Genomic DNA, 24,833 nt, shown 5'->3' on the forward strand with positions numbered 1-24,833 from the left:
ACGTTATATGCCTAGATCAATTGTTAAAAGATTCATTTAAAATTTGAAGTTCGTTTGTAACTTTTAAAATTTCTTTTTGATATAATAAAGCTTTTTCAAATCCTTCAGTGTCTTTGGTTTGAATAATAGAAATATATTCCTGTTTTAGGCGCGTTAGGTGATATTTTTTAGATAACCATTGCCAAAATAAATCTAAATGATTATTATTTTTATTAAACGGCATACCTAAAAACAAATTGTCAGAGTTAGATAATAGCTTGAAAATCTCAAAAAAGCTAGTATTTTCCACAATCATCTCTATATCGCTTGCGGGGATATTATTATCGATAATCTCTTCAAAATACCAGTTACGGAAGTCTTCAAGTAATTTATTATTAAAATTTAAATTCTGTAAAAACTCTTTTACTTCTTCACTTTGTAGCATTTCAGGAAACTTAATTAATATGGCACAAAATGCCTGCTCCAATATTTCGAGCTCCGAATAATTCGGGCTTGAAGGAACTATGCTTAAATTTTTAGCATTATTTTTTCCCTTACTAACCAGATTTTGCCATATTTGATCTTTAAAAAATCTATAATAATTAGTGTTTAAATCTCTATCTGCTATTTTTCCGCAATAATCTTTTAAATTTTTCTCTAAAGTCGCTTTATCTTCTGCGGTTCTAAAAACTTTGCCGCTATATTCTATATACCAAATCATTTCCGAAAGACTAATTCTTTTCTCTAACAGATCAGTAAAAAATCCTACATTATGTTTATTAACTGCATCATCGGGATCCAAACCCTCCGGCAATCTAACGAAAGAAATTTTTTTATTACTATTTATTAACGGTAAGGCAAGATTAATCGCTCTTATACTTGCTTTCAATCCAGCAGCATCGCCGTCAAGGCATAATATAATTTCATCTCCCGCACGCCATAATTTTTGTAAATGACTTTCGCTAATAGAGGTACCTAAACTTGCTACCGCTTCTGTAAACCCTGCTTGATGAAGAGCAATGACATCAAAATATCCTTCAACTAAAATAGCACTATTTTTTTTATATGCGCTGCTAATTGCCTTATTTTCGCCATATAAAGTTTCGCTTTTCTGAAATACTATAGTTTCCGGTGAGTTCAAATACTTTGGCATGCCATCACCGATTACCCTACCGCCAAATCCGACTATCTTATTATATATATTCCTAATGGGAAAAGTTATACGATCATAGAATATTTCATATATTTTGCCGTTTTCTCGCTTGCCTATCAATCCTGCTTTTTCAAGTTTTGCAGACTCAATATTTTTTTCCTGAAAAAATTTTTGTAATTCTTTATTCGCTGGCGCAAAACCTATCGAGAATTCTCTGATTATTTCTTCCTTAATACCTCGACTATGCAAATAATTTAATATCCTAGGAGAAATTTGTGATTTAAAAAACTTATTTGCCAATTCTAAAATATTTAAAATCTCATCAGATTCTTCGTAAAACTCTTTTTGTTGTTCGGTTAATTTGGGTAATTCAATTCCGTAATCGCTAGCAAGCTTTACGGCTGATTCCGAATAGGATAAGCCGCTAATTTGTGCAGTAAATTTTATTACGTCACCAGATGCAGCGCAGCCAAAGCAATAGTAAAATCTTTTGGAATCGTTAACCGTAAAGGAGGGGGTTTTTTCTCTATGAAAGGGGCATAGCCCGACATAATTACCGGATTTTCTGTTTAAGGTTACTTTTTGCCGTATAACATCCGAGATGTTAATGCGATTTCTTAAAAGTTCGTAAAATTCTAATGGAACTTTCATTATATACTCGGTTAGAACTTGAAAAATTGCCTTACTCTTCTGCTTTCAAAAAATAGGCTCGGCGCAGTCGCTCCTCAAAATAAAATTCAATGTTTGAAATCGTTTGAGTATCCTATAATATAAAATTAAAAATAACAGTAGAAAGGCAATAAGCAAGCGGGATTAACAGGTTATCGTTAACACCGATTTGTTTTGAATAAAATTCGGCGGTAGTTGTGGCTATCGAGCTAATTATTATAACAATAAAACTTGTATTATATCCTATGAAAAAATAAACTAGCATACTGATAAAAATTGCTGAACTTAAGAAAGCGCCCGATCCTGCTATTGATTTGCCGTTATCTAAAGGCTCGCCTATTTTTATTCCAACTAAAGCCGCCAGGCAATCAGAGGTTATCAAAATTAACCATGAACAGATTACTAGATTTTTTGGAAAAAGAAGAGCGGTTATAAAAAACCCTAGCACCATAAAACTAACGCCGCTTAAGCGAAATGTGCCGTTAGCTTCTTCCAGTCTCATAATTTTCGTAAAAAATTTAGTTACAAAATCTCTAATTGTACCGTTATAATGCCTGGAAATATCTAAATATAAAGTAGCTGCTACCGCTATAAATAATAATAAAATAGCTATTAACTTAGAGGTTAATAGATAACATAATGGTACTACTAACGCAGATAAGTGGAAAATTTTACGCTTTAATTCAAAATTCAGGTCTATGTTTTTCATATATTTAAACAGCTTATACTTTTATTGTGTAGGTCGAAATCTTTGCAAAAAACATCGTCATTGCGAGCGACTAAAAGGAGCGCGATAATCTAGAAATAATAGCTGAATTGCTTTGCTTCGCTCGCAATGACGTCTGAGCTTTGTAGATTGTGCCGCACAGCTCAGCTCCTCGCAATGACGTTTAGGGTATCCACGCGCGGGTAACACCATCGCCCGACAACATTTTTATTAATTTATTAAAGGCTCATTTGACAAATTTTATTAATATAAATATACTGGTTTAACTATATTTAGACAAGATAATTATGACAAAATTCCCTATTACCAACAAAGGCTTTGAAAAATTAGAGCAGGAACTTAAACACTTAAAGCATGTAGAGCGCCCGAGAACTACTCAGGATATAGCTACTGCCAGAGAATTTGGCGATTTGTCGGAAAATGCCGAGTATGATGCAGCTAGGGAAAAACAGGCTTTTGTTGAAGGTCGCATTTTACATCTGGAAGATATTACGGCCAGAGCCGAAATTATAGACATATCAAAATTTTCGGGTGATAGTATAAAATTTGGTGCAACAGTTACATTAATTGATGATGAAACCGACGAAAAAGTTACTTATATAATTGTTGGGGAATATGAAGCGGATATAACTAAAAAAAGAGTGTCGATAGCTTCACCGCTTGCCAGGGCCTTGATTGGTAAAACGGCAGGCGACGTTGTAGAAGTTACTACGCCGAAAGGATTAAAATCTTATGAAGTACTAAAAGTAAAATACGAAGATATAGAACTTTAATCAAATTATAATTTATAAAGAAATTTATGTCTAATGACGAACCAATTAACGCTATAAAAATTGATCTCAACGATTTAAATACCTATCGTGATAATTTATCTTTGGAGGAAGCAAATAACTCTCATCCAGTCACAAATTTGTTAATGCTAAAGTCAGAACTTCAAGTTGAAGGGTTAAAAACATTACGTGATTCTCTTAGCTCTTCTACTAAACCTTCTCTTCCTGAATTAAAAGAAAAATTATTAAAAGACCTGGAATTACTTACAAAAAGGAAAGATTTTCAGGATGTTAAAAACATAAAGCGAAAATCAGAAAATTTTGAATTCAAAACAGAATTTTATGAGGAAATCAAAAAACCTTTTACTGAGCGTTCTCCTGAATTAAATAATTTTTTAACCTCGTGTGCTAATCTGATCGATGCTTCAGGAGGAAAAAATACTCTTACTACTACAGAAGTAATCTCGGCCAAAATGCTGCTGGAACTTGATCAACCAGATATAACTTCTGAGAATATGGCAGCTAGTCTGGAAAATAGACTAAATACTTACAAACAGGAAGTGCAGGAGCAAACTACCAAAGATATTGGTGGTACAACCACAGATATAAGAGGTAATACAGTTCAGGTTAATCCGCGGGCAGAAATCTTATTTAAAGATAAATCGGGTAATACCAAAATTATTAACGCAGAAACTCTAAAAAATGAATCATCTTTAACAGGAGAACAAAAAGATTTTATTACTACTTTATGGCATCAGGGTACATTTGGCGCAGGTTGGTTTCCTATTAATGCCTATACTGAGAATTTTCAGGATAAAATGCAGCAGCTTTATCCGAACGGTACTCCTGATATGAATAGGGAAAGAGATTTTTTAATGATTGAAGTAGCAGAAGATAATAAAGTAATAGTTCAAAGTAGATCTAATATGGGTATTCATATTGATCGTGCAACTTCCAACGAATCAGTAGACTATGCTCAAGGAGTGTTGAAAGTAGATATAACTAATTTAAAGGGAAAAGATTTTACCCCTGGCTGTGCCTCAGCAATGCCTGAAATGAATGTTTACATCTCGGAATTTAATAAAAATATTAGATATGACCTACCATTTGAGCTAAAGACTTCTACGGGGCTGCAACATGATGATCCAAGAAAAACTTTAATGAAAGATAAAAAAAATGCTTATACGAATGAAATAATTAATAACGGTCCTAAAGCTGAGCAAGCATTAGATTCATTAAGCGAATTATTAAATATTGATGCTGAGCTTTTGCCGACTGAAGGGCGTCGCCAAAGGCTTGCTGTGGAGTGTTACAATAAAATTGAATCGGGCAAAGAAAAGCAAAAAAAATTTTCTAAAAAACAATTAGAAAAATATTGTGATGAAAATAATATTGTGTTTTTAGATGATAAAGAAATGAAAAGATTAAAAGCCGGAATAATTTCTATACTAGAACCGATAGTTAAAGATGAAAAAGAAAGAGCTACTTTAGAAAATAATATAGGTGCAGCACTTAGAAGATGCGCTAAAATGGAAAACAAAGAAATGAGTTTTGCACAAAAATGGCGTGCAACTATTATTGATCCAATAAAACAACTTTTCAAAAAAGATAAATTAGAAGAAATAATAGCTCAACATCCGGAAATTGTTAAGGTTTTTACGCAAGCCAGTAGTACCAAAACTTCTTTATCTCAACAATCCCCTTTAAAAAGCATTAGAGGTCATGGCAGGTAGTATTTATTTCATATGGTGCAATTTATAACGATACCAGGATTATCAAACTACTTGGATACTTTAAAATTGATGGAAGAGCATGTTAACGGTATAATTGATGGCTCTAAAACAGAAACTATTTTTTTTGTTGAGCATTCGGAAGTTTATACTGCCGGTACTAGTTATCGACAAAATGAATTACTAAACCCCAATAATATCCCAGTAATCTATACCGGTCGAGGAGGAAAATTTACTTTTCACGGTAAGGGACAAAGAGTTATTTATCCTATTCTTAATTTAGCATCTATTAACCGTACCAAAGATTTAAAGTTATATATTAAAATGCTAGAAGAATGGATAATAAATAGTTTGCTTTATTTGGGCATTAAAGCATATATTATTAGTGATAAAGTAGGGATCTGGGTAAAAGAAAAAAATAAGCCTGCTAAAATTGCTGCAATAGGAGTGAGAGTAAAAAAATGGGTTACCTATCATGGGGTAGCTGTAAATATCTCAACGGATTTAGATAAATTTAACGGCATAATTCCTTGTGGACTAATGAATTCGGCTGTAACTTCTTTATCTCAACTCGGCGTTAATATCGACATGAATCAATTTGATAAAATTATTGAAATAGAATTTAAAAAGGTGTTTAATTGATGCGAAATATGCTTCTCGCCATTTTAACAATATTTGTCATGTGGGTTGGCGGTTTTGCATATTATTTCTATACAATCAATTCCTATAAAACAAATAATACTATTACTAACGGTATAGCAGTATTTGCCGGTGGCGGGCGACGAATTGAGACCGCTATCGCTTTATTAAAAGCCGGATATGCTCCTATATTATTCATTACCGGTATAACTTCACAAGATCAATTAAGAAATTTATTAAAAGAAAATGAGGTTAGAGAGGAGCAGGTAATATATGCGCCGAATAATATAATGTCGGAAGAGGATTATGCTAAAAAAACAACTGATTTTATCGTAGCTAATAACCTTACATCTCTGCGTTTAGTAACTTCTGCTTATAATATGCCTATAGCTCTAAAAGAATTAACTAAGGCAATGCCCCTAAATCGTCAAGTTTACGTAATTCCTCACTCAGTAGGTTCGACATCTATAAGCGGACAATATAAAATATTATTTAAATCGTATAATCAATATTTAATGAGTATTTTTTAAGTATTATTAACACCAGTTTAGGATAAGAGAAAATAAAAACCTGATACTTATGGGGTATACAAGCCATTAATAATTAATTTTTTGTTATAAAAAGATATATTACATAAAAATAGTAATAACTTAGATTAGGCATAAGCTAAAAACCTGACCTGAATGCTATATATAAGATAATTTGAAGGTATCCTTATCCTAAACTAGCGTTATTAGTATGTCATTCCCACATAAGCGGGAATGACATACTAGCCTAGAAATTTACTCGTATCTTAAAGCTACCTTGCTGCGCGAAGTATTTATTTGCAATATTCACATTGTAATTAATCCCATACTCCATCATTTTATGTTTAGCAGTCACGCCGGTACCGATGTTGAAGCTAGTTTTAGAATTAGTAATCTCACTACTTGGAAATGGATTCGCCATACCCGGTAACCTTATATCAATTGTGGAGGAATTATCTTTAAAGTGACGATGAACGAAACTATATAATTCCGGGGTTAAAATCATATGACCGGTATTGATATTTTTAGACGCTCTAAAACCGAGTATTCCTTCAAATGAGTCGGAGGTCGCTCCTTTAACCGTTAAATTTTGAAATGAAGTTCCGCTTTCAACATAGCTAGCATCTCTAGAGTTAGAATATCTAACTCCTGCCATCGGTTTTAAATTGAATGATTCGAAAGGCATATAATCATATCCTACTAAAATTTGTCCGATATAAGAGTATGATTTATGTTTACTGATTGCCGTTTGGGAATCCATCATCCCCCCTCCTAATATAACAAAACGTTGAGAATAATTTTTAACCAAACTATTACTATATAATGCAATACCACTAACAAACCAGTTACTATTCGGACAGTCATATAATCCGTATAAAGAGAAAATATCACTATTAATTTTATTTTCATCACCAAGTTTATCGCCTTTATGTTTTACTTTTGTATAAGCTTTAGTATAAGACGCACCAAGCAATAAATCATCAGTTAAAAAAGCGTCAAATCCGATGGTAGCACCGCTTGATTTAGTTTTATAATCATTCATGTCACCTTTCATTTTCTGAGAACTATTACCAATAAAAGGGTTTGCCCATACTCCGGCTTTTGTTGTTGATTCATCGCCTGACGATACTGCAGATACTACGCTACTCATTCTTGTTTCTACCATATTCACAACAAGAGTATTAGAGGGTTTTATGTGCACAGCAGCAGCTTTCGATGGCAGAACTTTATTCTGGTCCCTCAGTTGTGCTACTAGTTTCTCCACCTCTTGCGTGGTACCTTGATCCAGATTTTCTCTAAACTCCTTAAGCTCACCGTCTTCGAGATTATATTTGCTTAAGACTTCAGAGTGTTTATTATTATTTAAACTATATTCAGAATTTTTATCCTCTTTATCACTTACTATAAATAAATTTTCTTTACTCTCGTTATTATTACCTTCTGCATTATTGTTATCTTCTGCAGATAGTAAACTTACGGATTTCTCCTCTGTCGACAGCTCTTCTTTCCCACTTTCTGCTTCCTCTGCAGGATATAAAGTTAGTGAAGAGTTATTACTAGTTATAGACCATCTAACGAAACGTTTTTCTGTATCGTTAACAGAGTTATGAGTGATATTACTAGCTGTTGGCGCTGTTATACTATTTGCCTCTCCTTGTATTAATATGTATTCATCACCCCTTATATTGTTACTATTAAAATTAATTATTAGATTTGTTACTGTTGATAAATCTATACCGCCATTTTCAATTAATATATTACCTTGTGATTGCGCATTAATAGTCAATTGGTCTGAAAAAGCTGCTTTTCCATCATATTTTATTGTTGAATTACCTAAATCAATATTAGTGTTGCTCCCTTCTAAATTTGCCTTAACTTTAAGATTATTAAGGAATACTAAAGTTGCTTCATTTGCCGCAATATTAGCTGCGGTTATGTCGCCTGCAAATTTTGTAGTTGAGCGATTTGATAATGTAATATCACCAGTATTGTTAACTCCCTTCATAAATTTTGTTGTGCCGCGAGTAATGATTTTACCGGTACTGTTAAGATCGCTAGTGAAAATCGCACTATTAAAAATTATATCGGTAGCAAAAATTTCAGATTCTATTGCAAAATTCCCATTGCCTTGAAAAGTTATTTCTTTTAATTTTTTATTGTTAGTACCAAGTGAATAATTTTTAGTAGTTAGTGTTTTACCGCTTTCTGCAGAATCTATTATAATTTTACCATGCTCATTCGCTTGTGGCTCTAAGGATTGACCTAAAGTTATAGTCATATCATCATTTAGGTTAGCATTAGTTAGCATTAATGTAGAATTTTCTTCCTCAAAATTAATTTTATTGCCATTAGCCAGCAAATTAATATTTTGAGCGTTAGCATCAATTGCCAAGGTATTTGCTTGTAAAATTTTAATTGTTTCTATAGTGCCGATAGTTGCATCAGTTGCCGTGAGTCTTGGAGTATTAACAATAATTTCGGCTTTAGCGCCATTTAAGATGCCACCTTCAAATTTATAACCGTTATCTTTATTAGGGCCATCAAATATTAAAACATTTGCTTTATCAGCAAAATCTACTTCCCCTGTTAAATTACCGCCAATCATTATCAGGCTAATCTTAGGGTAGTTAAATATAAGTTTTTTTGTGTAAACATCCTCTTGTAACATCAACTCCTTACTATTTGCCTTTATTACACATAATGAATTATTAATAGTTCCTATCTTTCCGGTCATTATATTAAGTTCATCTCGTGATCTTCCTATATTCAACGTACCTTGACCATCTTTTGTAGTGATAATATTTCCTGCTACTATGGTGTTATTGTAAAAAGTTAAAGTTGTGTTATCAGCAAGATTGATCTTATCAGTTGTTATGTCGCTTTCGAACGTAGCGTCACCTATAATATTTATTGCTTTTAATGAGTTAGTAGCTCCTATTTTGCTGGTTATTAGATTCTCACCGTTTAAATTTAAAATACCCTTACTTTCCTCCCCACTAACATTTTCTATATCGCTAGTTAATACCGTATTTGTAAAAGTCAATATAGAATTAGCTTGTGCAAGTTGAATTACTTTAGGATTGATTGTTCTATTTTTAAATTGAGCTTCCCCCTCATTGATTACTATAAGAGTTGAATCAGTGATTGTGCCCGTGAATTCTGTATCTGTATTAACAGTTACTTGACCTCCTTTTACATCTCCGGCTAATGTTATTTTTTCTGAATTGTCGGAATTTACAATTAATGTTGCCTTTTGCTCTAACTCTATATTACCAAGAGCGGTATAATTATTTAAAGCTGCTTTTGTGCCATCTGTAAAATCTAAGGCTTCTGTACTAGTTCCGGTTAGCGTTAAAGACTGTCCATCTTTAATTTTAACTTTAAGCTTTTTATTGCTTCCTATAATATTATCAACTACTGAGCCTAAGCTAATGTTTCCTCTTATATTAAAAATAGCTGCCTGTCCATGTAAATCCAAGGCAAGTATATTATCGTCTGGACGACCGGTATTAATAGTTGCTTGCTTATCGTTTAATTGTAATGTGGAGCCAGAAACAAATTCTTTTTCGTCATCCAAACCATTTGTACCTTTTAATGGTGCTTGTGTGTTACCTAAATATATATGTCTAGTATTCTCACGACTTACAACACCTTTTGTACCCTTTTCTTTAGCCTGTCTAGCTTCCGGAACTGCTTTCTCTTCTGCTGCAAATGCGCCTTCACTCATTAACAAAGTTAAGCTAGACGCAGTTACTAAACCTGTTTTAAATATCTTGCTGAGAATTTTTTTAGAATTATTCATAATATCTTACCTGTTCTATTTATTAAAAAATCTTATATATTATATTTAAATATATTAACGGGCGGTAATATATGGTAATAGGTTTGTCTTGTCTACTAAATTATTAATAATAAGCAACTTTTGTGATATATAAGAAATTATTGTTATTTTTTAATAACAATTAAAATTTGTTAGTATTAAAGTTAGTATTTAAGGAAAGAAAAGTTGAAAGGTAAGAGTTATTTGAGCGGATCATGCAAGAAGCATTTTTTATATCATTTTGAGCTATTATAAACCATTATACGTAAAGTATGAATTGCTTTAAAGCCTAGGTAAATAGCGATGCGTTCTAATATTATTTCTTGCTGAAAAGAAATTTTTAAAGCGATTGAGGAATTTTCTGTTTGGATGTGCAGGATATTTATTTTTTGCCCTTTATGAATACCGGTAGTTACTTTTAAAGGATGAGTTCTAGTACTAATTTTGCTATCGACTATTTTACTCCAGTTAATCATAATATCCGGGAGAAGAGGATGCTGTTTGCTTAGGGCTCGTCTGATTATTAAATCTAGATTATCTTTAATAGGTTTCATTTGAGCAAACTAACTATAGTGAATGATATTACCGCTAAAGCCAGCATAATAGAGATAATAGGGTGATATAAGGAGGTTATAGACAATATCATTAAAAATATATTACAAACGGCAATGCTGCTTACCACTTGTTTATGAGTTTTGCCGTTTTTTACCGCTTTTTGAAAAAAATGTTTTAAATGAGGTTGCCAAATTTTTTCTTTATTAATAAGTCTAATTAATATAGTAAGCCCGCCATCGGTAATGTAGTAAAGAACTGCAATAGAGCAGGCGATGAATAAATGAAGACTGGAAGAGCTAAGTAAAAGCAAACAAAGCCCTGTTAAAAACCCTAGGCTAATGCTGCCTATATCTCCTAAAAATATTTGTGCCGGATGCCAGTTAAATATTAAAAAACCGGAGCAACACCCAAGTATAATAGTGCTTAAAGTAGTTATAAGATATAGATTTGTGATTGTATGAGATTGTAGGTAGCATAGTAATAATATCGTAATTGATAGATGAATTGTCTGCACGCAGCTAATCCCGTCTATACCGTCCATAAAATTATAAATATTTATAAAACCGCTTAAAGCAATAACTGCCAGGATAAAACTAATATATAAAGGTACAGGGTAAAGAACAAGAGAGGGGGTTAAAAATATGAAAACGGCTAAGGTGGCACAAATTAAATGAACTATTAACCGGATAAAAGCAGATATCGGTTTTAAATCATCCCAAAATGACACTGAGGCAATAATAAATAACAGCGGGATAATTTTTATTGAAGTAACAAACATGTTAGTGGTTAAGTATTCAAACACGCTAAAAGCGATAATTACGACAATTACGACAGCAAGTCCTCCTCCTCGAGGCGTCACTTTATTATGTGAACGGCGGCTACTTGGTATGTCCACTACTCCAAGTGAAGCAAGATAGCTAATTAATAACCGAGTTAGCAAGGTTGTTGCTATCATCGAGAAAATAAATAACAAACTATAGTTATTAATATAAGTCATAATGAGCATTTTTTATTATAAATAATAATAGCAAAAATCCATCATTGCGGAGCGGGCGTTGTTGCGTGGATTGTATGGTTATCACAAGTACAGTGTCATACCCGTGGCTTGACCACGGTATCCAGAAAAAACCTTAATAAAAAGACTGAATGCCGTGATCAGGTTACGGCATGACACCGCACGCTTTGCAAAAATTCGTTCCATGCAACAAAGTCGTCTAGCCCTGACGTCATTTTATGCGTTCATAGCAACATATTAGATTTAAAGCTAAAATAATTATTATTGCCTATGATCACGTGATCATGAACCGAAATATTTACAATAAGGCATGTTTCTACTATTTTAGCAGTCGTATCAATATCAGCTTTTGAAGGTTGCGAGCTACCGCTTGGGTGGTTATGAACCAGTATAATTGCACTCGCTTCATTAAATAAAGCCCGTTTTATTATTTCTCGCGGATATATTGCTGCCTGATCAATAGTACCCTGACTTAAAACTTCATCGGCAATTAAGACATTTTTCTTATTTAAAAATAATACACGAAATTGTTCAAGCGGCATAGTACTCATAGTAACTTTCAGGTAATCGACTAAAGCACTCCATGAGCCGATAATATTCGTATTTATTATTTTTTGTTTTAATACTCTATTTATTAATTCGCGCGTCACGGCAAAATTAATATATAAACTCTCATTTGTACCGTCGATGCTAAGCAATTTGTCTTTATCAAGGCTAACTAAATTATTAAGGCTTTTAAATTTATCCAACAATTTTTTTGCTAAAGGTTTCACATCTTTACGAGGGATAGCTGAAAATAATATAAGCTCTAGTAATTCATAATCAGAAAACCCGGAAGCTCCACTATTAATAAGGCGTTGTTTAACTCGTTTTCTATGTCCTATATAATGCGGTATATCATCTTGGCACTTAGTAATTTCAATAAGGCTTTCAACTTTTTCAATATCATTTTCATAGGTTAAATCCCAAACATTAAAATTGTTTAAATGCGAATTACTTTTCATAACGGTTTTTATACATATGGAGGAAAACAAAAATTTTTTGTTGATAAAGTAAATATTTCAAAACTATCTTTTGTGACTCCTATGGTATGTTCGAATTGTGCTGATAAAGATTTATCACGAGTAGTAACAGTCCAGTTGTCAAGCTTGCTTAAGTGAGTAGCATAACCGCCGGCATTTACCATTGGCTCGATGGTAAAAAACATCCCTTCTTTAAGTATAGCTCCAGTGCCTTTTGTTCCGTAATTTAATACTGCCGGTTCATCATGAAAAACCTGACCTATCCCGTGTCCTGTATAGTCCCTTACTACTGAATAATTATACTTCTCGGCGTAACTTTGAATAGCATAGCCTATATCACCGAGCCGAGTACCAGGCTTAACTATTTCAATGCCTTTCATCATAGCATCATATGTTACCTGAATAAGTCGTTTTGGTTTTATTGCTACATCTCCTACGTAATACATCCTACTGGTATCTCCGTACCACCCATCAACGATTACTGTTACGTCAATATTAATTATATCACCGTTCTTTAATGGTTTATCATTTGGAATACCGTGGCAAACCACATGATTTATGGATGTGCAAATTGATTTTGGAAACCCTTTATAATTTAAAGGTGCAGGAATAGCGTTATTCGTAATAATAAAATTATGACAAAGATCATTCAGGGTATTTGTCGTTACTCCGGGTTTTATATAGTCGGTGATAAAGTCTAAAGTTTCAGCTGCCAATCTCCCCGCTACCCGCATTTTTTGAAAATCTTCGGTTGAATGGATTTTTATATTCATAATACTATTAATTACTTTTTTATCTCATTGATACAGCATAACAGTTTTCTCTGCACGTGTAAATTCTAAGTTATAAGTAGATGTTTTACACTCGCCTAAGCTAGATTCTGTGAACCAAATTAGAATTTGATAAAGTTAATTAATCAGTGTATAATATAACACTTTTTAAATATACAAATTAATTATGAGCAAGAAGCTTTTTATCAAAACTTACGGCTGTCAGATGAATGTCTACGACTCCATAAAAATGCAGGATTTGCTTTATCCGTTTGGTTATGAAGCTACGGAAATTATGACGGATGCCGATATTATTATTTTAAATACCTGTCATATTAGAGAAAAAGCTGCAGAAAAAACATACTCCGAGCTAGGGCGCATTAAAAAGCTCCAGGATCAACGAAAGAGTCAAGGTTTAAATTCAGCAATAATTGTGGTAGCAGGATGTGTAGCACAAGCAGAAGGGGAAGAGATTTTCCAAAGAACGCCGTATGTAGATATTGTAGTCGGACCGCAATCATATTATAACTTACCTGAGTTAATTGCAAAAGTCGTCAGGCATGAAAAACATTTAATCAATCTTGATTTTGTCAAAGAAACAAAATTTGATAATTTACCGGAACAGTTATACCCTCAAGGAGCTAGCGCCTTTATTTCCGTGCAGGAAGGATGTGATAAATTTTGTACTTTTTGCGTAGTGCCTTATACTAGAGGTGCAGAATTTTCAAGAAATCTTGAGCAAATATATAGAGAATCATTAAAGGTGGTTAGCAGCGGTGCTAAAGAGATAACCCTACTTGGTCAAAATGTTAATGCTTATCATGGTAAAGATCCAGAGGATAAAGTTTGTAGTTTGGCAGATTTGATAAAGCATTTGGCCCAAATTCCAAATTTGGAACGAATACGCTATACTACTTCACACCCTATTGATATGTCCGATGATTTAATAAAACTGCATGGCATAGAACCTAAATTAATGCCTTTTCTGCATTTACCTGTCCAATCGGGTTCCAATAAAATTTTAAAAGCGATGAATCGGAAGCATGACCGGGATTATTATTTTGACATTATAAATCGCCTCCGGGCGGCGCGTCCAGATATAGTTTTATCTTCAGATTTTATTGTCGGCTTTCCGGGTGAAACTGATGAAGATTTTACAGATACCCTCGATTTAATTCGCAGAGTTGGATATGGGCAATGTTATTCCTTTAAATATAGTCCACGTCCTGGCACGCCTGGAGCATTAAAAAAAGATCAGATTCCGGAAAATATAAAATCCGAAAGGCTTGGTATATTACAAAAAGAACTGAGCAAACAGCAATTAGCTTTTAATGAGAGTTGTGTCGGCAGGGTTATGGAAGTTTTATTTGATAGAAGTGGTAAATTTGATGATCAAATAATCGGTAAAACTCCATATATGCAATCTGTATACATTCAAAATCCTAATAAAGATTTACTTGGCAAAATTATTGACGTAAAAATTACTAAGGCAGCAAGCAATAGCCTGGCTGGAGAGGTAGTATAGTAAGGGGTCCACGGTATCCAGTCTATAATGTCATAAAAAGACTCTAAAATTAAGTCTAGGCTTTATTTTTCTGGATACCGTGGTCAAGCCACGGTATGACATTATACTTATAATAACTACATAACATAATAAACATAAGATCAATCTTAATGTACAAATCATTATATCTTTATTTTAAAATTTTTAGCGTGCTGGTTTTAGTAGGTTTTGGCGTAGTTGCCTATTTAATCTATTATTATTCACGAGATTTACCGGACTACTCACAACTAGCAAACTATTATCCGCCGTCGGTGACCAGGGTTTATTCGCATGACGGGAAATTAATAGAAGAATATGCTTTTGAGCGTCGCGTATTCGTTCCTATTAATAGCGTGCCGAATTCATTGATTGAGGCTTTTATCGCAGCTGAGGACAAGAATTTTTTTAACCATCCGGGTGTGGACATTCCTGGTATAATTAGGGCGGCGATTTTTAATATCTCTAATTTGCTGCATCACCGTCGAGTGGAAGGAGGGTCTACTATTACCCAGCAAGTAGTCAAAAATTTCTTGCTAACAAATGAAGTATCAATACAGCGTAAGATTAAAGAAGCTATTCTGTCTTATATGATTTCAAACGCCTTTACCAAAGAGCAAATCTTAGAATTATACCTTAATCAAACTTTTTTCGGTCGGGGGGCGTACGGCGTAGCCATGGCAGCGCAGAATTATTTTAACAAATCAATTGAAGAATTAACCATTGCCGAATCAGCCTTTATTGCCGCTCTACCGAAAGCTCCTTCAAACCTTAACCCTGAAAAAAACTATAACAGGGTAAAGGCTCGCCGTGACTATGTAATAATGCGGATGTTAGAAGACGGTTATATTAGTCATGATGCGGCAAAAGAAGCAATAGATACACCGATTATTTTACAGAAACGCGATCGAAATGAAACTGTTACTGCCGGCTATTATGCAGAACAGGTGAGGGAAGAAGTAATTAAATTGCTAGGTAGCAAAGAAGAATTTTACACGGCAGGGCTTACTATTATTACCTCTTTAGATGCAAAAATGCAAAAAGCCGCTGAGAATTCATTAAGAAAAGGTATAAGAGAATATGATCGGAAATACGGTTTTAGAAAGCCGATAGCAAATATTGCTCTGGATAATTGGCAGGAAAATCTAAAAAAATTACCGCCTCCTCTCTCGCTTCTTGAATATAAATTAGCTGTTGTTCTAGAGGTAGCAGATAATTATGCTGAAATAGGACTTGAAAACGACAAAAAAGCTAAAATTCCTATTTCTGAAATGAAATGGGCAAAAAGTAATTTGAAGTCGGTTAAAACTATATTAAAAAAAGGCGATATAATAGCGATTGAGCCGGTAAAAGATCATTATGCCCTTAGACAAATTCCGGCGGTGAACGGTGCTATTATAGTTATGAATCCAAATACCGGTCAGGTACTGGCAAGTGTTGGCGGCTATGATTTTACCGCTAGTAAATTTGATAGAGTAACGCAGGCATTACGGCAACCCGGGTCCTTGAGTAAAACTTTTGTGTATTTAGCTGCATTAGAAAACGGTATTAAGCCTAATCAAATTTTTGAGGATGGACCGATAGAAATCTCTCAGGGTCCAGGCATGCCTAGCTGGCGCCCTAAAAATTATGAAGGAAAATTTTTAGGTCCAATTACCATGCGCACCGGTCTTGAGAAATCTAGAAATCTTATAACTGTCCGAGTGGCTATGAATGTAGGTCTTACAAAAATCGTTGATATAATTAAGCGTTTTGGAATTAATAGTGAGCCGAGGAAAGTTTATTCCATGGTACTCGGATCTATCGAAACTACGCTTGAAAAAATGACTAATGCCTATGCGATTATTGCAAATTCTGGGAAGAAAGTCTCACCGCATTTTGTAGAATTAATCAAGGACCGTAACGGTAAAATAATTTATCGTCGAGATAATAGAAATTGTGAATCTTGTAACGTCTCGGATACTGAGCTAGCAACAACAACGCTGACCATACGGGAAGAAAAATTATATATTGTTATAGATGAGGCTAGCAATTACCAAATTACCTCTCTTTTAACTGGAGCAATTGACAGAGGAACGGCATACTCTGCCAAAAAACTCGGTAAGATTATTGGCGGGAAAACGGGCACAAGTAACGATAGTAAAGATACCTGGTTTATCGGTTTCACGCCAAAAATAGTGGTCGGCAGCTATGTTGGTTATGATACTCCTAAAAGCCTTGGCAGGTCAGCAACGGGTTCTAGCGTGGTGTTGCCTATTTTCATAGATTTTATGCAAAATGCTTATAAAGACGAGCTTTCATTACCGTTTAAAGTACCGGAATCAATAAAGTTATTAGCAGTCGACAGAGCAACCGGCAAAATCACTCCGCAAGGTACTGTTATGGAAGCATTTAAGGTGAATAACATTCAACTACTTGAATCGGATGATTTTATTACGGATAATAATCTTTTTGATTATGTTCCAACTGAAAAAGATAACTCTCAAGAAATATATTAATGATTGAGCAAAATAATTCTTCCAAGCCTATAATAATTTTAGTCTGTCCTCAAATGGGTGAGAATATCGGCGCTACCGCTAGAGCAATGAAGAATTTTGGTCTGGAAGAGCTAAGAATAGTTAGGCCAAGAGACGGTTGGCCAAATGAGCAAGCGAGAAGCACGGCAGTCGGTGCAGTTAATATTATAGATAATACAAAAATTTACGAGACGCTAGAAGAAGCTATTAAAGATATTGAGTATCTTTACGCTACAACCTGCACAAAACGCACTATAAATAAAGAGTATGTATTTTCACGGGAGTTGTCGCTAAATTATCCTTACGAGAAAAAAGTGGGAATAATGTTCGGGCGAGAAAATAATGGGCTTAATAATGAGGAAATTTCGCTAGCTCATAAAATCATTACTATTAACACTACTGAGTTTAGTTCCTTAAATATTGCTCAAGCGGTAATTATTATATGTTACGAGTTATTTCGTAATAGAACTTCAGATAAAGATATTTATAATACCCAAAAATTAGCTACCCGCGCAGAGCTTAATTATTTATTAGAGCATTTATTTACTGAGTTAGACAAAAAGAATTTTTTTAAAGTGCCGGAAAAAACTCCGATAATGAAACAAAACATCACTAATATTTTTACTCGTATTGATAATTTATCCACTTCAGAAGTGCAAACATTGCGAGGAATTATAAAAGCTTTAGTTTCCTAAGCCAATGTTGCGTGGATAGGTTAAGCGTGTTCTATGTCATTCCCGTGAAAACGGGAATCCAGAAAATAATAGTCATCTTGAATTTATTTCAGAATATATTACAAGAGATGCGAACCAAGTTCAGCATGACAAAATAAAGTCTAAATTCCGCATACCTAAAGGGCCTTGTTGCATGGTTTAGAAAAAGCTCTCGATGTTATCTCGTTGATCGCAGGGATCCAAGAGCGAGCTTTTAATTTAAACCTTACTGTATTTATCCTTCTTATTACTGGATTCCTGCTTTCGCAGGAATGACATAAGGGACAGTAGAATGATATATTGCTGATTTTATCGATCCACACAACAATGCCTAGGCAGCTAGTAAACAAATTCACCACCTTACTAAAGCACTACCCCAGGTTAAGCCGGCGCCGATAGCCGTAAAAAGAATAACATCGCCTTTTTTTAATTTGCCGGAAGCTTTTAATTCGTTTAAAGCGAGAGGGATGGAAGCTGCTGAACAATTAGCGTGATTTTTTACCGTTTTGACTATCTTGCTTTGATCTAAATTTAACAATTCGGCAAGTTTATCGATGATTCTAACATTTGCTTGATGAGGAATAAAATAATCAACATCATTCACTGTAAGATTATTATCTCTTAATATTTCCTCTACTGATTTACCCATTTTTTCGATAGCATGACGAAATAATACTTGCCCGTTCATGACAATTTTACCGCTAATACCGTTCATACTTACACCGCCGCTTGTATAAAGCATTTCGGTATGGCTACCGTCAGAGTAAATCTTACTGTCTATTATTCCTGAGCTATCAAGGGTATGTTGTAATATTACGCTTCCTGCTCCGTCACCGAATAAAACACACGTGGATCGATCGTTAAAATTCAGTAGTGACGTCATTTTTTCAGCACCGACAAGCAATATAGTTTTGTATTGACCAGAAGCAATAAGTGAATTCGCTACCTGCAAACCATAGATAAAACCGGCGCACACTGCTTGTAAATCAAATGAAGGTATATTACTGGTAAGACCGAGATAACCGTGAAGTTTGGTAGCAACGGACGGAAAGCTATTATCCGGCGTGGTAGTACAAGTAATAATCAAGTCTATATCAGAGGCCTGTATATTAGCGTCTAATATAGCATTTTTAGCTGCTTTTAAAGCAAGATGGGAAGTATATTCGTCATCTTTTGCAACATGGCGCTCTGATATACCGGTTCTTGTCCTGATCCACTCATCGTCAGTATCTACATATTTTGCAAGTTCGTCATTAGTAACTACCCGCTCAGGTAAATACCCACCGCAACCAATAATTTTACAGCTCATACAAGTAAGCTTATGCTACTTCTTCTTCAACTTCTTTTTTCTTCATAACCACCTGACGACCGTTATATGTGCCGTCAATTTTAGATATGTGATGAGGAAGTTTATATTCTCCTGTTTGCGAATCGACTATTACGTTAACTTTACCAATCGCTAAGTGAGAACGACGCATATTGCGCCTTGATTTAGATGTTTTTTTCTTTGGAACTGCCATATTTAGTCTCTCTTTAATAAATCTATAATATGTAAAAAAAAGTATTTGTCAAATTAGCAGAGCAGTATATTATAATCTGGTAATAAAATCTAGGTATTTCAAATATAAATTTATGAAATCTTTTATAATTCCTGTTTTCAGTATATTAATCCTCCTAATGCTTGGCGGTTGTCAGACCATCGAAACTAGAGGGCAATTTATAGATAATACTTTACTTTCGCAGCTAGAAACTCGAAAACTTAATAAATTAGAAGTGAAGGAATTAATTGGCAGCCCGACTATCATACCTGATTATTCTCCAAATAATTGGTATTATATCGAAAGAACTATGTCGCAGCGGGCCTGGTTTAATCCAAAAGTTGAGCAGCAAAGAATAGTAAAAGTTACCTTTAATAATAATTTAGTACAGGAAGTTACGGTAATTAACGATTCTTATAAAGAAGATGTCGAAGTAATCCGGGAATATACCAAAACATACGGCACGGAACTTAACGGTTTACAAAAATTTGTTAAAAATTTCGGTAGGTTCAATGCAACTACTAAAAGCAGCAAGAAGAAGAAATAGGGGTAAGACACATCGTCATTGTGAGTAGTATGTTGCATAGCTCGTTTATGTCATTCCCGCGCAGGCGGGAATCTAGTAAAACCTATAAAAATTTGTTTTTTATAGGTTTATTTTATCAAATATGTAACTTTTATATCAATATTGAAACTATTTTTCTGGATTCCCGCCTGCGCGGGAATGACATCAAGTAAGTTTTATCGATCCACACAACACACTTAATCACCATCAATTTCCTGCTTGCAATATATTTAAGTATGATGTATAAAACTCTAGCTTCTTCCTCTTAAAACTATTCATTTTTAAAAGATGAATGTAATAAGACGGCCCCTTCGTCTAGCGGTTAGGACACCACCCTTTCACGGTGGGAACACGGGTTCGATTCCCGTAGGGGTCACCACATTTTTACATCTACAAAACTTTCCACACTAGATAATATTTTACAATTCTCGCGAAGGTGTTGTTGCGTGGATACTTCTACCATCATTGCGAGAAGGGGCGTAGCCCCGACGTGGCAATCTAAGACTCTTACCGTCATTGTGAGCGAAGCGAAGCAATCTAGCTAATTTCATAAAGATTGCCACGTCGGCATAAATTCCTCCTCGCAATGACGAACAAAATATTTTAGATTGCCGCGCTCCCTATGGTCGCTCGCAATGACGGTTTTGGATTCACGCAACGACGCTACCGTGGTCAAGTCTCGATATAACACTGTGCTTGTAATAACCGTAATGTGGTAAATCACAAGCCATACAACAACATTCCATGCTACAGCAAAATACTCAAGTTATCCCTTTATAGATGTTAATTCAAAAATTTTGTTTTTATATAACCTTTAGTGTTGTACTATAGAACCTAAAGTACCTCAAGTTTTAAATAAAATTTATTCGAAGCTGCTTATGAGTTCGGTATATCACATTCTTGACCATGCACCGGCAATTTATGCCGAAGATATGCAAGTAGAATATGAATTATTAGCGCAGCAATTAATTAAATCGGGGAAGCTGCGGGTAGATACGGACGATACTAGTAATTTTGCAAGATTCTCTGACCCTTCGGCAAATCTTAGTTTAATGGTGAGTAAAGAGGAATTAACGTTACCTTCTTTAATACCGGAAACCGCTAATCTTTTTAAAGCTTTATATAAAAATTCAATTTCCGATAAAAAAATTGAATCAATCTTCATCGATCTAAAAAAGCAAATCCACAAATTACGCCCCGTAAATAAAGAAATTACAGAAAAATTAGCGCGAATTTTCGTTCAATCGGCTCACCCGATTGTCATAAAATGGCTATTACTTGATAAAGTCGAAGTTTATATTACTTACTCCCATAATATCGGTGATATGATGGATATTGTCGATTGGCAACGTTCGGGATCTAATAGCGGTATGCAAAGTACTAACGGTAAGGATGTGGCTATTTTTGTTTCATGCGGCGGCAATCCATTTGCTGAGACAAACAAAGATCATCCGACTGTCGGTAATGGTTGGCCGGCTGTTGCCAGAATGCAAATTATTGCTGCTCAGGAACTTGGTCATTTTGCCGATATAAGGCGTGATGAGCATGGTAGACAAATCGGCCGCCATTCCGCTAATTTCTCTGGTACGAAAGCTACTCCTATTGCTCGAAAAGCGAGAAAGGACGACATAACAAATTGTAATGTCTTACTTCATAAATTACTTAAAGCCGGTATGAATAAACAAATTCACTATGAGACAAAGCTTAAATTTTATCACAAAAATAATATTCATGGTTTTAAAACCTATTGGCTAAATTTAATGATCTTGATATATAAATATAAGCTTTTAAATTACGCAAATAAGCACGAGCTAATTTTTGTTAGGAAATTCAAAGATGATCGATATATGGGTTTAATTATTGAAGCAATGTTTAAAGATATGCAAGCTAATTTATCGCCCGTAGCGGATGTTTACAAAAATAAAGACCCTGAAATTGAAGAGGCTATTGCGTGCATAGAAGCATTAGCACGAGTTCCGCAGCAAGCGATGAAATGGGGATATTTAACAACGATGGCGACTATGAAAAACCTTTATAAAATATATTATAATGAGGTTATACCTTCGCTAATAACAAATTATACGCTTATGACCGGCAAGCCTTACAAACGCAATTTTACAAAACCAAAATCCTGGATGAATTTATTTACTAAAATCAATATTTTTGGTAGTAGGAAATTGGAACTTAAGCCTGTAAGAGAGTTGTAGATATGTTATACTGTAACTGACTAAAGCATATGTTCTGTGTCATTCCCGTGAAAACGGGAATCCAAACTTTTATTTTGTCATGCTGAACTTGTTTCAGCATCTTTTTAATATATCCTGAAATAAATTCAGGATGACTTAAAAGTAGTTTTCTGGATTCCCCCCTCCGCGGGAATGACATAAGGAGCAGAGGGAATGACATCAAAAATTTGCATTAATAAGCATAAAATGATAATCTTGATTATTTGAGTTAACATAAATTACTATGCAACAAAATGATTCAGCTGAGCCGGCGGCCTTGTCAAAAAAGCAATTATTTGCTTTTTTTGGCATGGTTGTCGGAATGTTCATGGCAGTACTCGATATCCAAATCGTTGCAAGCTCCTTATCGGTGATAGCTGCAGGGCTTGCTGCTTCGACCGATGAACTTTCCTGGGTTCAGACATCTTATTTGATAGCTGAAGTAATTATAATACCTATTACCGGCTTTTTAGCTAGGTTACTCTCAACTAGAATATCCTATTTTATTGCTGCCTTCGGCTTTACTATCATGAGTATATTATGCTCTCTTGCTACTAATATTGAATCAATGATTATCTGTAGGGCTTTGCAAGGTTTTTTCGGCGGCGCAATGATACCCACCGTATTTAGTACTGTTTTTATAATTTTTCCTGCTTCTCAGCGTCCTAAGGTAACGATATTAATTGGTCTAGTAGTAACTGTTGCGCCGACGCTTGGTCCAACTCTTGGAGGTTATATTACAGAAGTTTTGTCATGGCATTTTATGTTTTTGCTTAACGTTATACCTGGGATTTTTGTATGTACTGTAGTTTTTCTTTATGCCGACTTTGATAAACCTAATTATAATTTACTGAAAAATTTTGACTTTATCGGTATAGCACTGCTAGCTATAACTCTTGGAACATTACAATATGTTTTAGAGGAGGGGAATAAAAAAGGGTGGCTGGAAGATACTGAAATATTGCTTTTAACTATTATGGTAGCTAGCGGTTTTATCGCATTAATTATTTGGGAGCTGACATTTGTTAATCCAATTTTAGATCTTCGAACGTTCTTATATAAGGATTTTACTTTTGGCTGCCTTTATTCTTTTGTGATGGGTATCGGCTTGTACGGAGCGGTGTATATATTGCCGTTATTTTTATTTACGATAGCAGGGTATGATACTGTACAAATCGGTATTACCATGATGGTAACGGGAGCGGCGCAATTTTTATCTGCACCAATTGCTGGCAGGATGCTCGGCGCTGGTGTCGATTTAAGAATAATGCTGATTATGGGGCTTGGAGGATTTGCTCTAGGCTGTCATTTAAACAGTTTTTTAACGCCGGATTCAAGATTTGCGGAGTTTGTTTTACCGCAATTTGTCAGAGGCTTATCTTTAATGTTCTGCTTTATTCCGACTAATAATATTGCGCTCGGTAATATGCCAAGAGAAAGAGTAGGGAATGCTAGCGGTCTTTATAACCTTACTCGTAACCTTGGCGGAGCCGTCGGTCTTGCGGTAATTAGTACTATTCTTACTAACTATACTAAAACTTTTTCCGGGTATTTGGGAGAAAATATTTCTTCTACTTCTATAAAAGCGGCAGAGCAACTGGCTTTTTTTACTCAATTATTAGACGGAAAAGTTAGCGATCCCGAAAAAGCTTCATATTTGTTACTTGCGGATCAAATAAATGCCGATGCGTTTGTAATTGCAATAAATAATATATTTAATATGATAGGGTTGATATTTGTGATGATTATGATTTTAATCCCTTTTACTTCTAATATAAAATTAACAAAAGCAGTAGATGCACACTAAAATATACTTAATTTATAAAGCTCCATTATATTTTTGCTGGTTACTGGTGGAAATATATAAATCTGCTTTTGCGGTTATTAAAATCGTTTGGCGCTGCAATATAAAAATAGAACCGACTTTTGAATGGGTTGATGCAGAAGGGTTGCCGGAAATAGGGCAAGTAATTTACGGTAATTCGATTACCTTAACGCCGGGTACTGTAACACTTGATATAAATAACAATATGTTATTAGTGCATGCGCTTGACAAATCATCAATTGACGATTTAAAAAACGGGGTTATGCTTAATAAGGTTAAGGGGATGTTGGGTGGATGTCACCCCGCGGCTTGATCGGTGTTGTTGCATGGCTCGGAAATTATACCAAATTTTCTGATGTCATTCTAGCTAAAGGCGGGAATCTAGAAAAAATACTTTTAAGTCATCCTGAATTTATTTCAGGATCTACATCTACTATAAGAGATGCTGAAACAAGTTCAGCATGACGTAAGTAAGACTGGATTCCCGCCTTCGCGGGAATGACATCGAGCGCTTTTAAGAGCCATGCAACAACGC

General features: G+C 34.6%; 21 protein-coding genes and 1 tRNA gene. 13 read left to right on the top strand and 9 right to left on the bottom strand.

Annotated features, from left to right (window positions below; genetic code table 11):
- Positions 1–16 precede the first annotated feature (16 nt).
- A complete protein-coding gene (gene dnaG, locus OTR29_RS01190) occupies positions 17–1,783 on the bottom strand; it encodes a DNA primase (RefSeq protein ID WP_422228838.1) in 1,767 nt (588 codons plus the stop codon).
- Between the two features lie 112 nt (positions 1,784–1,895).
- Positions 1,896–2,510, bottom strand: coding sequence for a hypothetical protein (locus OTR29_RS01195; RefSeq protein ID WP_422228839.1), 615 nt, complete (start codon positions 2,508–2,510; stop codon positions 1,896–1,898).
- A gap of 302 nt (positions 2,511–2,812) precedes the next feature.
- Here OTR29_RS01195 and greA point away from each other — a divergent pair, with 302 nt between their 5' ends.
- The 4 genes from greA to OTR29_RS01215 are packed head-to-tail and all read left to right on the top strand — an operon-like array spanning position 2,813 to position 6,197.
- Positions 2,813–3,301: a transcription elongation factor GreA gene (gene greA / locus OTR29_RS01200; protein WP_422229058.1), complete on the top strand. Its 489-nt coding sequence runs from the start codon at positions 2,813–2,815 to the stop codon at positions 3,299–3,301.
- Positions 3,302–3,327: 26 nt separating this feature from the next.
- A complete protein-coding gene (locus tag OTR29_RS01205; RefSeq protein WP_422228840.1) occupies positions 3,328–5,031 on the top strand; it encodes a hypothetical protein in 1,704 nt (567 codons plus the stop codon).
- Between the two features lie 12 nt (positions 5,032–5,043).
- On the top strand, positions 5,044–5,670 hold the full coding sequence (lipB, locus tag OTR29_RS01210) for a lipoyl(octanoyl) transferase LipB (RefSeq protein ID WP_422228841.1): 627 nt from the start codon (positions 5,044–5,046) through the stop codon (positions 5,668–5,670).
- Positions 5,667–6,197: an ElyC/SanA/YdcF family protein gene (locus OTR29_RS01215; protein WP_422228842.1), complete on the top strand. Its 531-nt coding sequence runs from the start codon at positions 5,667–5,669 to the stop codon at positions 6,195–6,197. The genes lipB and OTR29_RS01215 overlap by 4 nt, the downstream gene beginning before the upstream one ends.
- 244 nt (positions 6,198–6,441) lie before the next feature.
- Here the strand turns inward: OTR29_RS01215 and OTR29_RS01220 are convergent, their stop codons facing one another.
- The 5 genes from OTR29_RS01220 to map form a co-directional block, all read right to left on the bottom strand.
- Positions 6,442–9,996, bottom strand: coding sequence for an autotransporter family protein (locus OTR29_RS01220; RefSeq protein WP_422228843.1), 3,555 nt, complete (start codon positions 9,994–9,996; stop codon positions 6,442–6,444).
- A 254-nt stretch (positions 9,997–10,250) separates the two neighbouring features.
- Positions 10,251–10,568 (bottom strand): DciA family protein, encoded by a 318-nt coding sequence (locus OTR29_RS01225; RefSeq protein ID WP_422228844.1) that lies wholly within the window; start codon positions 10,566–10,568, stop codon positions 10,251–10,253.
- The gene (locus OTR29_RS01230; RefSeq protein WP_422228845.1) at positions 10,565–11,566 is read right to left on the bottom strand and encodes an MraY family glycosyltransferase; all 1,002 of its coding nucleotides are present in this window, start codon (positions 11,564–11,566) and stop codon (positions 10,565–10,567) included. Before OTR29_RS01230 ends, OTR29_RS01225 begins: the two co-directional genes overlap by 4 nt.
- A 242-nt stretch (positions 11,567–11,808) precedes the next feature.
- On the bottom strand, positions 11,809–12,588 hold the full coding sequence (gene radC / locus OTR29_RS01235; protein ID WP_422228846.1) for a RadC family protein: 780 nt from the start codon (positions 12,586–12,588) through the stop codon (positions 11,809–11,811).
- 8 nt (positions 12,589–12,596) lie between these two features.
- Positions 12,597–13,379 carry a type I methionyl aminopeptidase gene (map, locus tag OTR29_RS01240; RefSeq protein WP_422228847.1) on the bottom strand — a complete coding sequence of 261 codons (783 nt, stop codon included), beginning with the start codon at positions 13,377–13,379 and terminating at the stop codon, positions 12,597–12,599.
- A gap of 184 nt (positions 13,380–13,563) precedes the next feature.
- Between map and miaB the strand changes: the two genes are divergently transcribed.
- The 3 genes from miaB to OTR29_RS01255 all read left to right on the top strand — a co-directional run bounded on the left by miaB (position 13,564) and on the right by OTR29_RS01255 (position 18,127).
- On the top strand, positions 13,564–14,901 hold the full coding sequence (gene miaB, locus OTR29_RS01245) for a tRNA (N6-isopentenyl adenosine(37)-C2)-methylthiotransferase MiaB (RefSeq protein WP_422228848.1): 1,338 nt from the start codon (positions 13,564–13,566) through the stop codon (positions 14,899–14,901).
- A 149-nt stretch (positions 14,902–15,050) separates the two neighbouring features.
- Positions 15,051–17,414 carry a penicillin-binding protein 1A gene (locus OTR29_RS01250; protein ID WP_422228849.1) on the top strand — a complete coding sequence of 788 codons (2,364 nt, stop codon included), beginning with the start codon at positions 15,051–15,053 and terminating at the stop codon, positions 17,412–17,414.
- Positions 17,414–18,127, top strand: coding sequence for an RNA methyltransferase (locus tag OTR29_RS01255; RefSeq protein WP_422228850.1), 714 nt, complete (start codon positions 17,414–17,416; stop codon positions 18,125–18,127). Before OTR29_RS01250 ends, OTR29_RS01255 begins: the two co-directional genes overlap by 1 nt.
- Positions 18,128–18,497: 370 nt before the next feature.
- On the opposite strand, the gene OTR29_RS01260 is transcribed toward OTR29_RS01255, so the two are convergent.
- Both OTR29_RS01260 and rpmF read right to left on the bottom strand, forming a co-directional pair.
- Positions 18,498–19,454 (bottom strand): beta-ketoacyl-ACP synthase III, encoded by a 957-nt coding sequence (locus OTR29_RS01260; RefSeq protein ID WP_422228851.1) that lies wholly within the window; start codon positions 19,452–19,454, stop codon positions 18,498–18,500.
- Between the two features lie 10 nt (positions 19,455–19,464).
- Positions 19,465–19,665, bottom strand: a complete 201-nt coding sequence (gene rpmF, locus OTR29_RS01265) for a 50S ribosomal protein L32 (RefSeq protein ID WP_422228852.1) — start codon at positions 19,663–19,665, stop codon at positions 19,465–19,467.
- A gap of 112 nt (positions 19,666–19,777) precedes the next feature.
- On the opposite strand from rpmF, the gene OTR29_RS01270 reads away from it, so the two are divergent.
- The 6 genes from OTR29_RS01270 (at position 19,778) to OTR29_RS01295 (ending at position 24,763) form a co-directional block, all read left to right on the top strand.
- Positions 19,778–20,230, top strand: coding sequence for an outer membrane protein assembly factor BamE (locus tag OTR29_RS01270; protein ID WP_422228853.1), 453 nt, complete (start codon positions 19,778–19,780; stop codon positions 20,228–20,230).
- A 322-nt stretch (positions 20,231–20,552) separates the two neighbouring features.
- Positions 20,553–20,627 (top strand) — tRNA-Glu (locus OTR29_RS01275).
- 499 nt (positions 20,628–21,126) lie between these two features.
- Positions 21,127–22,455 (top strand): DUF2748 family protein, encoded by a 1,329-nt coding sequence (locus OTR29_RS01280; protein ID WP_422228854.1) that lies wholly within the window; start codon positions 21,127–21,129, stop codon positions 22,453–22,455.
- 262 nt (positions 22,456–22,717) lie between these two features.
- On the top strand, positions 22,718–24,280 hold the full coding sequence (locus OTR29_RS01285) for a DHA2 family efflux MFS transporter permease subunit (RefSeq protein WP_422228855.1): 1,563 nt from the start codon (positions 22,718–22,720) through the stop codon (positions 24,278–24,280).
- Positions 24,270–24,611, top strand: a complete 342-nt coding sequence (locus OTR29_RS01290) for a Na+/H+ antiporter subunit E (protein ID WP_422228856.1) — start codon at positions 24,270–24,272, stop codon at positions 24,609–24,611. Before OTR29_RS01285 ends, OTR29_RS01290 begins: the two co-directional genes overlap by 11 nt.
- A complete protein-coding gene (locus tag OTR29_RS01295) occupies positions 24,593–24,763 on the top strand; it encodes a hypothetical protein (RefSeq protein ID WP_422228857.1) in 171 nt (56 codons plus the stop codon). Before OTR29_RS01290 ends, OTR29_RS01295 begins: the two co-directional genes overlap by 19 nt.
- Positions 24,764–24,833 lie beyond the last annotated feature (70 nt).

Origin of the sequence: Rickettsia endosymbiont of Halotydeus destructor (assembly GCF_049278075.1) — a bacterium.
Lineage (GTDB): Bacteria > Pseudomonadota > Alphaproteobacteria > Rickettsiales > Rickettsiaceae > Rickettsia.

Coding starts and splice junctions, on each gene's coding strand:
- radC (WP_422228846.1), bottom strand. CDS start 12,588: ATGAAAAGTAATTCGCATTTAAACAATTTTAATGTTTGGGATTTAACC.
- OTR29_RS01225 (WP_422228844.1), bottom strand. CDS start 10,568: ATGAAACCTATTAAAGATAATCTAGATTTAATAATCAGACGAGCCCTA.
- map (WP_422228847.1), bottom strand. CDS start 13,379: ATGAATATAAAAATCCATTCAACCGAAGATTTTCAAAAAATGCGGGTA.
- OTR29_RS01280 (WP_422228854.1), top strand. CDS start 21,127: ATGAGTTCGGTATATCACATTCTTGACCATGCACCGGCAATTTATGCC.
- OTR29_RS01250 (WP_422228849.1), top strand. CDS start 15,051: ATGTACAAATCATTATATCTTTATTTTAAAATTTTTAGCGTGCTGGTT.
- OTR29_RS01290 (WP_422228856.1), top strand. CDS start 24,270: ATGCACACTAAAATATACTTAATTTATAAAGCTCCATTATATTTTTGC.
- OTR29_RS01255 (WP_422228850.1), top strand. CDS start 17,414: ATGATTGAGCAAAATAATTCTTCCAAGCCTATAATAATTTTAGTCTGT.
- OTR29_RS01220 (WP_422228843.1), bottom strand. CDS start 9,996: ATGAATAATTCTAAAAAAATTCTCAGCAAGATATTTAAAACAGGTTTA.
- dnaG (WP_422228838.1), bottom strand. CDS start 1,783: ATGAAAGTTCCATTAGAATTTTACGAACTTTTAAGAAATCGCATTAAC.
- OTR29_RS01230 (WP_422228845.1), bottom strand. CDS start 11,566: ATGACTTATATTAATAACTATAGTTTGTTATTTATTTTCTCGATGATA.
- OTR29_RS01205 (WP_422228840.1), top strand. CDS start 3,328: ATGTCTAATGACGAACCAATTAACGCTATAAAAATTGATCTCAACGAT.
- OTR29_RS01195 (WP_422228839.1), bottom strand. CDS start 2,510: ATGAAAAACATAGACCTGAATTTTGAATTAAAGCGTAAAATTTTCCAC.
- lipB (WP_422228841.1), top strand. CDS start 5,044: ATGGTGCAATTTATAACGATACCAGGATTATCAAACTACTTGGATACT.
- OTR29_RS01285 (WP_422228855.1), top strand. CDS start 22,718: ATGCAACAAAATGATTCAGCTGAGCCGGCGGCCTTGTCAAAAAAGCAA.
- miaB (WP_422228848.1), top strand. CDS start 13,564: ATGAGCAAGAAGCTTTTTATCAAAACTTACGGCTGTCAGATGAATGTC.
- OTR29_RS01270 (WP_422228853.1), top strand. CDS start 19,778: ATGAAATCTTTTATAATTCCTGTTTTCAGTATATTAATCCTCCTAATG.
- OTR29_RS01260 (WP_422228851.1), bottom strand. CDS start 19,454: ATGAGCTGTAAAATTATTGGTTGCGGTGGGTATTTACCTGAGCGGGTA.
- rpmF (WP_422228852.1), bottom strand. CDS start 19,665: ATGGCAGTTCCAAAGAAAAAAACATCTAAATCAAGGCGCAATATGCGT.
- OTR29_RS01295 (WP_422228857.1), top strand. CDS start 24,593: ATGTCACCCCGCGGCTTGATCGGTGTTGTTGCATGGCTCGGAAATTAT.